Genomic DNA, 8630 nt, shown 5'->3' on the forward strand with positions numbered 1-8630 from the left:
ACTATGATAAGATTAACCCGTTAGGTCAGGTGGCCTAACTTAAATAAAAAAGTCTCCGACAAACCCGGTACGGTTCACTTCTCTGTCTGTCCCAATACAACTTTGTCAGCTTTAATAAATGCCGATGAAGCCCATAACACTTTAAATAAATCATCATCCCAAGGCGATATATGCGCGTGATCTGGATTATGAAGTGCGCCTTCGTCATCAATGAATGTATTTAATATCCATTCTTTTAACTCTTGTGCAGGTTCAAAATCAACAGCATCAAAAGGATCTATATCAAATAGGGTTTTAGGTGGCATTGGTCTTTTCATAAATTGCGCTCATAAAAAAACCACCCGGAGGTGGTCTATAAACACTGAATTCAACATTTTTAAAGTTACTATTCCTTAGTGATCTCATCACTATCTTTGCTCTGTTTACCGCTTTTTTCTAAATTTTTACTTTTAGATTTCTGCGGATCTTTCTTATAGGACTGATAACAACATCCGATTGCGATACCAGTACCTATTAGAGCTACAGTTTTCAACATCACCTATCTCCTTTTGGATAAAATAAAGCATATTATTATTGCCATTTTTAGTTATTAGACTTCAATTTGACTTTTTATTAATTTTGTTACTTTTCTTTAATTCACTGATGATAAAGACATACACAAATTCTTAATCCGCTCTTTCAGTAGAATCATCACATTATCAATTGCAATTAATTCGTTATGCCCTATCTCTATATCACTTTGAATAATAGATCAAATGAAAACATATACATTCTTTTAAGTGCAAAACTCCCTCTTAAAAATTTATCAAATCATAATTGACTATTTCTTGCTTCAACTAATAAATCACTAAAATAGTTTTCTGCAAAAAGAGGAATATATTTTATTCTAGCCTGCTTACCCTCTACAATTAGCTTAATCCAATACGCAATATTTTTTATCTCTCTTTCTGACCAATGATTTTTAATTGCCCACTGAGCTATCTCTTCAACATTCAAAACTTCATTATGTTGATGTAACCATTTTAAAAGGTATTTGATAAATGATTCATCAGCTGGATGTCCAATCATAACTGAGGTACTCATTCGAAGATTTATTCTTTTTAAGACTACTTCAACCAAAGGTGTCATCTTATAATCCTCATGTAGTATTAAGGACTATGACACAATTTCTATTCTTTCATAAGCTATATGTGCTGATGCTTGATTCTATTAATGCCCAGGCTTAAAGCTGCTGTCTTTTTACAGTCAATAAAAAGCCCACAAATAGTAGTGGGCTTCGTAGATCGGCATGTTGCGATCTCATGCTCAGCGTTAACTGTTTAAGCTTCAAAACTTTTGAAGGGAATGCGCTATTCCTATAACAACTCAAACACTACCGTTTCGCATACGGATTCGATCAAGTACAATCTAACACAGTTTCATCGATTCTGTGTAAATTATTAATATTTAATTAAAAATAATTAAAATTAGATTAATACAACCCCATTATTTTATATTTGTCTTGTTCATGTAAGTCATTAAATAAAATTTAAATTTTAAAGTTCAACGATAACAAAGGTCGAGTGATATTTTTAAGCTATTCTTAATATATTTTGTCGATATAAACCGTCTACGTCGAACATATCACTACACATAACTCTCACAAACACCTTAATGTTATTAATTAAAGAGCACATTATGGCTATTCAGTAATTCAACCAATGGAAAAAGAAAATGCCTGATACTATTACTGGATTTAAAGCATTTGAAAACAAAACAAAATCAAATGCCCCCACAACCAATGCTGCCAATCAAAGCACTGAAACCGAAACTACACCATCAGCCGAACCTGAGAAAACGGTTGAGCCAAATAAAGAAAAGCCACAAACAAAATAATTTTTAAATAAGGGGTTAAATGATTAACGACGCAGATTATTTAACGCCTGAACCCACTTAAAATAAGTGGGTTTTTTTTATTTAAAAACAACATTATGGTTAATTTATAATAAAAAAAACCCTAATAAGCACGAAGCAAATTAGGGTATTAAACTTTGAATCTTTTTCGTTGGTAGCGGGAGCTGGATTTGAACCAACGACCTTCGGGTTATGAGCCCGACGAGCTACCAGACTGCTCCATCCCGCATCAACGAGGTGCCTTTATACGCCCTACAGAGTAACAAAGCAAACTTTATATCAAATATAACTATTTATTATAGTAAATTGAACCTAAATACCCGTTTCGGTTATAAATTCAGGATGAGAAGCCTTATACAAGGCTAATTTTCTTTTTTCATTCTCTACAAATAATTTAGACTCTTCTGACCATGTTGGTTTTCCTGAATCAAGACCTGAATGCCTTAAAGCCCAATCTGAAATACCTCCATAAATAAACGTATTATCGGCAAAAATCCATTTTGCCTTATTATCAATACCACCACTAATGGTAAAAACTTTATGTGTTGGAAGTGAACCAAATATACCAATTTGCATGTAAAGGTATTTATAAATTTCAGACATAAATCAAAGGATCTAATAGATAGTCTCATTGTACCATCTTATACACCTACTCTATCCATTATTAACTTAATCATTAAATATGCAAACATAGTGGATATTTTCTACAGGCATTAAAAAAGCCCACATTTCTGTGAGCTTTTTAAGAATTTACTCTATTTAGAGATCATGTAACAGACATTCAATGAACCTTGCACTTGCTTATAGCAATCCCATGGACCTTTTTTATATTTTTTAGACAAAAGTGCATTTTCAGGCGTTGTACCTAAGTAAGGTTGACAACTCGCACCACAGCTTGTTGATTGCTCTATTAGAAACTCTTTTTTATCAAACTCTAAGTAAATAAACCCGCCACCAGAACTCACACCCTTTTGGATTGAACATACTTGAGCTTTTTTCTCATCAAGTACAAAACACTTGCCTGAGTAATCTGTAATTTTATAAGCAAAACTTGAGGTAGATAGCAAAGCAATAGCTATCGATAAAATCCATTTCATTTCTTTAATATCCTAATAAAGCAAAACCCCGCAAATGCGAGGTTTATCTAGTGAATCTATATAACTTCGTCCACTATAACAGGAATATGCCATATCCCATCCGGACAGTCAATTGATTCTCAAACGCTTATCATGACCATTTAAAAAATACTTACCTGCAAAAACCATACTATCAATTGCAGTCCTGCCGAGCTTGAACCGCGCCTCCATCTGCCTAAGCGACATCCCTCTTACATTCCTCTCAATAAATAGATTTACGGCCGCTTTAGCTGAATCACAAATACGACTTGAGTATTTTAAATCAATGATAAGTTTTCGCACTTCATCCGCCTCAAAATCATCAATCTCACAAATCAATTGATTCTTTCTAGATGCCACTCCTTTATTGTTTTCACAAATCAACCAATAAATCTGATTCACACCTAAGCTATCCGGCTCATTCCCTGATTTCATGCGACAGGTCTGAATATATACCCCGTACTGCTTAAACCATTCTTCAGCTGTGAACTTAGACCAATCCATCACTTTAACCATCGCATTCATCCCATCACCCTAACCGTCTAATTTCTTCAATCGCCAAACCACTTTTAACCTGCTCAGTGCTATACCGATACACTGAATAACCCAACAATTGAGCCGAGTTATATTTCTCCATATCCCCTAAATATCCCTTTGCCCTTGTATGCCTCCCATTACTCCATATCCCACCTTCAACCTCGATCAAAATCATTTTGCCTACCAGGTGGAAATCAGCTCTCCATTTCCTTTTCGGATCGAATCTAAACTCCTGCTCAAACTCGATCTTGTACGCCTTCAATTGCTGAGATAACTTTGCCTCACCCTCGCTGATAGTCCGCTCTGATTTAACCGTGGTACGACGTTTAACTTGCTTCTTCGGTGCGTAGAGCTTTTTGTATTCAGCAAGTGAAATACTGCTCATGCATCACTACCCTTGGCTAAGTCTTGAAATAGATTTTTTGCATGTTCAGTCAGATTAAATCCCTGTGGTGTTTCTCCATCCTTGGCAACCAATCCCCAGTTTGCTAAGCCGTTCAAATAGCGCTGTAAGCTTCGTTTTGAAATCCCCATGTTCGGTTGAATATCTTCGTGGATTTGATTTATAGAAACGCGTCCTTTGGTTTTGGCCATAGATCTGAAGATCATCAGGTTTAGGTAAGTTCGGTCTGCATTGGTCATGCTGCTACCCCGTCCAAAGTTCCGTTGTATCCAACCTGTTTCAAATACGATTCCCATTTTTTCGCTTGAATTGGATTTTCAAGTTTCACTGCGATTCGTGCTGCAAGTTTTTCGTAAGACTCCCCTGGTTCAGAGAACTTGCCTGAGAACTCAGGATGGTGAGCAAGTTTCAATGAGAAAGCGTGAATCTGTTTTTCAGAAAGTTGTTGAGATTTAGATCCTGTACCTGCAGGTTTTCCAGAAGTTGAATTTTGATTATTCGAATACTTGGTTCGGTAAGCGTTGATCAGCCAATCCGTGAAGTGATAAATCATCAAATCATCGCTCATGGTTTTTTCAGCGTTGTAATTTTCAAAGGCACGTACTTCGCGTTCAAGCCATGTTGAATTCAGGATAGATTCAAAGTCGATTCCATCATCGGTCAAATTAATTTCTTCACGAAGTTTTTTAGAACAAAACCATGTTTTTTTATTTTTAGATTCTAATGATAGATTCTTTGAAAGATTCCGTGTCCCAACGTTGGGACTGTTTAGTGGAATTGTTGGGACTCTTTCATGGAATTGTTGGGACTGTTCCGTTGTTGGAACTGTTCCACTGTTGGGACTGTTTAAATCGTCATTTTCGGTATCAAACAGTACCGTTATTGGTACTGTTTCTCGCCCATTTACACCCATTAATTTGTAAACTTTGACCTGTTTTGTTCGTCCTTTTCGCTCACCTGTATCCATAATTAAGCCATCGTCAATCAGCTCATCGATAATTTTTAAGACTGTTTTACGATCCATATCGGTATCCTCAACCAATCTTGCGACACTCGGATAGGCACAATGATCCTCACTTGCACGGTCGGCAAGTGAGAGCAAAACGAGCCTTTTAAGGGGTTTTAGACTGCCACCTTTCTTCTGCTTCAGGCGAACTTTCCAAGCCCAAATAGTTGCATCTAAGCTCATGACACCTCCGCTAAAGCTTGTTCAGCTTCGGTTAAACGGCGGTTGGCATTAAGCTCAGTAATCGATGCACTGCGAACAAACTTTTTATTTAAAGTCAAAATACCAATACCGATATAAACATTGACCGTGTTTTCATAAACTTCTGTGATTTGATAGATTTCGTTGAAGTTAATCATTGCTTGATCAATAACAACTGCATCACCAATTAGAAAATCGCAGTCGTTGTAAGGTGTTGCTTCTTGTGCTAAATTTGATTTCATATTCAATGCCTTCTAAAGTTTTGAATTACTAAAGCCTGATCTCGTAAATCAGGCTTTTTTAATGTCTCGATATCCAAACTCAATATCCATTCCAAAATCTGAAATGTCGTCCTGAAACAAATCATCGACCGAATCCATGCGCCCCATCCATGCTTTAGACATCACAAACAATGCTTGTAATTTGTCTTCACGGATCATTCGATAAGTCACAGGCACAGGCTTAATTTCAAGCGACCGCAATAACACGCAAAAGTTTTCAATAAACGTTAAGCCATTGCTTTGTTTATCATTTTTCCATTTACTTAATGTGCCAGGATCAATTCCCATCTGTTCAGCGATCTTGCTTTGGTTGGTTGAGTTAAGACCTTGAATTATTCGTGCTACATCATTTCTCGCCATTGCGAGCAACTCAGGTGATACTTTACTCATGGGTGCTCCTAGGCAGTTAAAGCTTGGAACTTTCTAAGCGATGGACATAAGTCAATTGCTTTAAATTCACCATTTGTAACCTTTTCTGCTCGAACGGCTACGTCAACTGACATATTCCAGCGACCAGAAACATAACCACTAATATTGGATTGACTGACTTCTAATTTTTCTGCTGTTGGGATTTGTCCACCGAGAAAAACTACAAGCTCTTTGTATAAGGTTTGCATAAGCATTCTCTTATTAAAATATAAGTAACTTGTAAATATTATTAGCATTCTAATATTTAGTCAATAAGTATTCTAATTTGATTAAGTATTAGTTACCTAATATTATTTAATATAATGATGAGGGTGAATTGATGCTTAAAGATCGACTAAAGCTAGCAAGGAAAAATGCAAAAAAATCTCAAGCTGATGTTGCTGATGCAATTAAAATTACACAGTCCGCTTATAGTCAGTTAGAAACGGGTCGTGTTGATTCATCATCACATTTGCCATCTATTGCTAAATTTCTAGGTGTTGATGCTTATTGGCTACAAACCGGTGAAGGTTCTTCTGCTACAGAACGAAATGATTCCAACTTCTCCAACGTAGTCATAAATGAAAGTCCTCTGCGTAGAATCCCGATTCTAGATTTTGTTCAAGCAGGAAGCTTTTATGAGTCTGGTTATGATGGTATTCACCCGAAAGGCGAAACGTATACAACCTATATAGGTTGTAAACCTGAAAGTGTATTTTCACTTGAAGTATCAGGTTTAAGTATGATTCCCGAGTTTGCTCCAGGTGACAAACTTGTGGTTGATGCAGCAAAAGAGCCGTATCCGGGCTGTTATGTTATTGCACAGAATGGTAGCCATGAAGCAACCTTTAAAAAGTATAGAGCGATTGGTTACGATGAGCACGGACGTGAAACTTTTGAACTGGTTCCTTTGAATCCAGACTTCCCAATCATGAACTCAACACAACAAGAAATTAGAATTATTGGAGTTGTTGTGGAGCATTTACGGTCTTTTGGGAAGTAAAAAACATTTATAACTGTCAGTCCATCGGCTCGTCAAAATTGGCGAGCTAGATAATTAAAACGTCCAAAAGAAAAGAGAAAATAATGATTGCAACACTCAATAAATCCAAAACTGCGCTAACAATTAATCGTCAAGAATTTAAACAGGCATTAGAAAAAATTGGTGCAGGAATTGATAAACAAATAGTCTCGCTTATAAAAGCCAAGCAAAGCTATGACACTGCGGAAATGGCGCGTGAAGTTATTAGTGAAGCCAATATCTTTGAAGCCATTATCGAGGGGTTTAACGAAGCAGAAGAAACCAACCTAAAGCTGACCGACATAATCAACCTTGAAGTCGCACAAGGATGGGTAGACGAGTTTGTAGAAAAGTATTCAGATGTATGAATAAATTTGACTACATAAAACTAGGGTTGCTACTTGTACTGGTGGCTCTTTGCTGGGCTTCAATGGTTTTATAAACTGCGAACCCGACGCAACACTTTGGATCGGGTGTAATTAAAAAAGGGTTAGTAATGTCAGAAATAAACTTATCAATGCCTTCTTCTGTTGAAACGGTATTTATCCCAAAAAGCTCAAGTATGAAACAGGATAAAGTTAATGCTGGTGTAAATGATATTTGGACAGGCTATGTAGTTACATCTGATCAAAAGATGGTAAAAGCTTATGTAAAAAAAATTCAAAACACAAATGAATTATATAAAGAAATACTGTGTTCACTATTAGGTCGAGCTATAGGAATAAATACTCCGGAACCTTTGATAGTTAAGGTTGATCATGATCATCCCGATATCCCAAATGTAAATAATCAGTTATTTTTTGGGACTACAGATTGCAATTCGACACCTTTCTCAAGATTTTTAAAACAAAATGAAGTTACTAGCAATCAACTACTTACATATGAAGATCTGTATAAAATAATAGTATTTGATGAATTAATTGCAAACTCAGATAGGCATCCAGGAAATATTCTTTTTGATGGTGTTAAATATGATTTTATTGACCATGGTGAAGCTTTTCCTATTAATTTCACTCATAATCTCCCAATGACTCAATGCAAATGGGGTGAAAACATACTTGCTGAAAACATTAGGAATAGTCAAGGTTATAATACTATTAAAACCCATCAATTTATGAAAAAAGTAATTGATTTTATTAGTAATAAAATTTCAAAGGAGCAAATCAAACTCCTTCCACAATCCAGTAAAGTTAACCATGATGAACTAACCGATCATCATAAAAATATACAAAATTTTCTCTATCAAAGGTTACCAATACTTTCTAATTTAGTAAGATTAAGTATTTCTAATGCAGATGATTATGGTCAATTACCACTATTTTAACTAGGGCGGTCTTATGATTTCAGACTTATTTTTTCCACAAAGTCCACCTATAATTGCGGAGTGGCAACCTATTTTTCTTGAACCCATTGTTAATTCTGGTGAAAGAATAACTGTATTAATCATTATTAAAAATCAAAAAAATGAAGTAACAATTAATCGTGCCATTGATGAACCCATTTTAAAATTATTATATGGTAAAAGTTCGAGCCATATTATTGGTCTAATAGAATACCTCGAGAAATCAATTAAAAACCCTTTGAATTGGGATATACCATTTGAAGGAGTTTATCTAGGCCCATGGAGTACAGCAACTGATTTTTCACTCGAGGGGGTACTTCTGCAAGCACTTACGTTATCTTCAAGTGGCTTTGTTGCACAAAGATTTGAAATGCAAAGCGCCCCTAATTGAGCCAAATTTAAGGCGTAACTTGGGTAAGTGGT

General features: G+C 35.8%; 17 protein-coding genes and 1 tRNA gene. 5 read left to right on the top strand and 13 right to left on the bottom strand.

What is annotated here, in order from left to right; genetic code table 11:
• Window positions 1-74: 74 nt before the first annotated feature.
• The 3 genes from ACK2M2_RS15715 to ACK2M2_RS15725 form a co-directional block, all read right to left on the bottom strand.
• Window positions 75-317 (bottom strand): hypothetical protein, encoded by a 243-nt coding sequence (locus ACK2M2_RS15715; RefSeq protein ID WP_419349795.1) that lies wholly within the window; start codon window positions 315-317, stop codon window positions 75-77.
• A 68-nt stretch (window positions 318-385) separates the two neighbouring features.
• Window positions 386-535 carry a hypothetical protein gene (locus ACK2M2_RS15720; protein ID WP_419349797.1) on the bottom strand — a complete coding sequence of 50 codons (150 nt, stop codon included), beginning with the start codon at window positions 533-535 and terminating at the stop codon, window positions 386-388.
• A 275-nt stretch (window positions 536-810) separates the two neighbouring features.
• Window positions 811-1128 carry a DUF1889 family protein gene (locus ACK2M2_RS15725; RefSeq protein WP_419349799.1) on the bottom strand — a complete coding sequence of 106 codons (318 nt, stop codon included), beginning with the start codon at window positions 1126-1128 and terminating at the stop codon, window positions 811-813.
• 585 nt (window positions 1129-1713) lie between these two features.
• Here ACK2M2_RS15725 and ACK2M2_RS15730 point away from each other — a divergent pair.
• Window positions 1714-1875 (top strand): hypothetical protein, encoded by a 162-nt coding sequence (locus ACK2M2_RS15730; RefSeq protein WP_419349801.1) that lies wholly within the window; start codon window positions 1714-1716, stop codon window positions 1873-1875.
• A 170-nt stretch (window positions 1876-2045) separates the two neighbouring features.
• Here the strand turns inward: ACK2M2_RS15730 and ACK2M2_RS15735 are convergent.
• The 10 genes from ACK2M2_RS15735 to ACK2M2_RS15780 all read right to left on the bottom strand — a co-directional run bounded on the left by ACK2M2_RS15735 (window position 2046) and on the right by ACK2M2_RS15780 (window position 6053).
• Window positions 2046-2122, bottom strand: a tRNA-Met gene (locus ACK2M2_RS15735).
• Between the two features lie 83 nt (window positions 2123-2205).
• A complete protein-coding gene (locus ACK2M2_RS15740) occupies window positions 2206-2496 on the bottom strand; it encodes a hypothetical protein (protein ID WP_419349803.1) in 291 nt (96 codons plus the stop codon).
• A 152-nt stretch (window positions 2497-2648) separates the two neighbouring features.
• On the bottom strand, window positions 2649-2990 hold the full coding sequence (locus tag ACK2M2_RS15745; protein ID WP_419349805.1) for a hypothetical protein: 342 nt from the start codon (window positions 2988-2990) through the stop codon (window positions 2649-2651).
• A 108-nt stretch (window positions 2991-3098) separates the two neighbouring features.
• Window positions 3099-3533: a hypothetical protein gene (locus tag ACK2M2_RS15750; protein ID WP_419349806.1), complete on the bottom strand. Its 435-nt coding sequence runs from the start codon at window positions 3531-3533 to the stop codon at window positions 3099-3101.
• Between the two features lie 4 nt (window positions 3534-3537).
• Window positions 3538-3930, bottom strand: coding sequence for a hypothetical protein (locus ACK2M2_RS15755; protein WP_419349808.1), 393 nt, complete (start codon window positions 3928-3930; stop codon window positions 3538-3540).
• Entirely contained in the window at window positions 3927-4187 is a 261-nt protein-coding gene (locus tag ACK2M2_RS15760; RefSeq protein ID WP_419349810.1) for a hypothetical protein, read from the bottom strand. The genes ACK2M2_RS15755 and ACK2M2_RS15760 overlap by 4 nt, the downstream gene beginning before the upstream one ends.
• Window positions 4184-5137, bottom strand: a complete 954-nt coding sequence (locus ACK2M2_RS15765; RefSeq protein ID WP_419349812.1) for a helix-turn-helix domain-containing protein — start codon at window positions 5135-5137, stop codon at window positions 4184-4186. Before ACK2M2_RS15765 ends, ACK2M2_RS15760 begins: the two co-directional genes overlap by 4 nt.
• On the bottom strand, window positions 5134-5397 hold the full coding sequence (locus ACK2M2_RS15770; RefSeq protein ID WP_419349814.1) for a hypothetical protein: 264 nt from the start codon (window positions 5395-5397) through the stop codon (window positions 5134-5136). The genes ACK2M2_RS15765 and ACK2M2_RS15770 overlap by 4 nt, the downstream gene beginning before the upstream one ends.
• Window positions 5398-5445: 48 nt before the next feature.
• Window positions 5446-5826: a transcriptional regulator gene (locus ACK2M2_RS15775; protein WP_419349816.1), complete on the bottom strand. Its 381-nt coding sequence runs from the start codon at window positions 5824-5826 to the stop codon at window positions 5446-5448.
• Window positions 5827-5834: 8 nt separating this feature from the next.
• Entirely contained in the window at window positions 5835-6053 is a 219-nt protein-coding gene (locus tag ACK2M2_RS15780) for a hypothetical protein (RefSeq protein ID WP_419349818.1), read from the bottom strand.
• Window positions 6054-6184: 131 nt separating this feature from the next.
• On the opposite strand from ACK2M2_RS15780, the gene ACK2M2_RS15785 reads away from it, so the two are divergent.
• The 4 genes from ACK2M2_RS15785 to ACK2M2_RS15800 all read left to right on the top strand — a co-directional run bounded on the left by ACK2M2_RS15785 (window position 6185) and on the right by ACK2M2_RS15800 (window position 8598).
• Complete coding sequence (locus ACK2M2_RS15785) at window positions 6185-6847, top strand: LexA family protein (protein ID WP_419349820.1); 663 nt, start codon at window positions 6185-6187, stop codon at window positions 6845-6847.
• Between the two features lie 83 nt (window positions 6848-6930).
• The gene (locus tag ACK2M2_RS15790) at window positions 6931-7233 is read left to right on the top strand and encodes a hypothetical protein (RefSeq protein ID WP_419349822.1); all 303 of its coding nucleotides are present in this window, start codon (window positions 6931-6933) and stop codon (window positions 7231-7233) included.
• A gap of 128 nt (window positions 7234-7361) precedes the next feature.
• The gene (locus ACK2M2_RS15795) at window positions 7362-8189 is read left to right on the top strand and encodes a HipA family kinase (protein WP_419349824.1); all 828 of its coding nucleotides are present in this window, start codon (window positions 7362-7364) and stop codon (window positions 8187-8189) included.
• 13 nt (window positions 8190-8202) lie between these two features.
• Window positions 8203-8598 carry a hypothetical protein gene (locus ACK2M2_RS15800; protein ID WP_419349826.1) on the top strand — a complete coding sequence of 132 codons (396 nt, stop codon included), beginning with the start codon at window positions 8203-8205 and terminating at the stop codon, window positions 8596-8598.
• The last annotated feature ends 32 nt before the right edge of the window (window positions 8599-8630 follow it).

This window comes from Acinetobacter sp. TY1 (genome assembly GCF_048551395.1).
Taxonomy (GTDB): domain Bacteria; phylum Pseudomonadota; class Gammaproteobacteria; order Pseudomonadales; family Moraxellaceae; genus Acinetobacter.

Excerpts from the sequence above, each read along its gene's own strand:
- ACK2M2_RS15790 (WP_419349822.1), top strand. The coding sequence starts at position 6,931 with ATGATTGCAACACTCAATAAATCCAAAACTGCGCTAACAATTAATCGT.
- ACK2M2_RS15715 (WP_419349795.1), bottom strand. The coding sequence starts at position 317 with ATGAAAAGACCAATGCCACCTAAAACCCTATTTGATATAGATCCTTTT.
- ACK2M2_RS15770 (WP_419349814.1), bottom strand. The coding sequence starts at position 5,397 with ATGAAATCAAATTTAGCACAAGAAGCAACACCTTACAACGACTGCGAT.
- ACK2M2_RS15785 (WP_419349820.1), top strand. The coding sequence starts at position 6,185 with ATGCTTAAAGATCGACTAAAGCTAGCAAGGAAAAATGCAAAAAAATCT.
- ACK2M2_RS15730 (WP_419349801.1), top strand. The coding sequence starts at position 1,714 with ATGCCTGATACTATTACTGGATTTAAAGCATTTGAAAACAAAACAAAA.
- ACK2M2_RS15760 (WP_419349810.1), bottom strand. The coding sequence starts at position 4,187 with ATGACCAATGCAGACCGAACTTACCTAAACCTGATGATCTTCAGATCT.
- ACK2M2_RS15750 (WP_419349806.1), bottom strand. The coding sequence starts at position 3,533 with ATGAATGCGATGGTTAAAGTGATGGATTGGTCTAAGTTCACAGCTGAA.
- ACK2M2_RS15720 (WP_419349797.1), bottom strand. The coding sequence starts at position 535 with ATGTTGAAAACTGTAGCTCTAATAGGTACTGGTATCGCAATCGGATGT.
- ACK2M2_RS15740 (WP_419349803.1), bottom strand. The coding sequence starts at position 2,496 with ATGTCTGAAATTTATAAATACCTTTACATGCAAATTGGTATATTTGGT.
- ACK2M2_RS15755 (WP_419349808.1), bottom strand. The coding sequence starts at position 3,930 with ATGAGCAGTATTTCACTTGCTGAATACAAAAAGCTCTACGCACCGAAG.
- ACK2M2_RS15780 (WP_419349818.1), bottom strand. The coding sequence starts at position 6,053 with ATGCAAACCTTATACAAAGAGCTTGTAGTTTTTCTCGGTGGACAAATC.
- ACK2M2_RS15795 (WP_419349824.1), top strand. The coding sequence starts at position 7,362 with ATGTCAGAAATAAACTTATCAATGCCTTCTTCTGTTGAAACGGTATTT.
- ACK2M2_RS15775 (WP_419349816.1), bottom strand. The coding sequence starts at position 5,826 with ATGAGTAAAGTATCACCTGAGTTGCTCGCAATGGCGAGAAATGATGTA.
- ACK2M2_RS15745 (WP_419349805.1), bottom strand. The coding sequence starts at position 2,990 with ATGAAATGGATTTTATCGATAGCTATTGCTTTGCTATCTACCTCAAGT.
- ACK2M2_RS15800 (WP_419349826.1), top strand. The coding sequence starts at position 8,203 with ATGATTTCAGACTTATTTTTTCCACAAAGTCCACCTATAATTGCGGAG.
- ACK2M2_RS15725 (WP_419349799.1), bottom strand. The coding sequence starts at position 1,128 with ATGACACCTTTGGTTGAAGTAGTCTTAAAAAGAATAAATCTTCGAATG.
- ACK2M2_RS15765 (WP_419349812.1), bottom strand. The coding sequence starts at position 5,137 with ATGAGCTTAGATGCAACTATTTGGGCTTGGAAAGTTCGCCTGAAGCAG.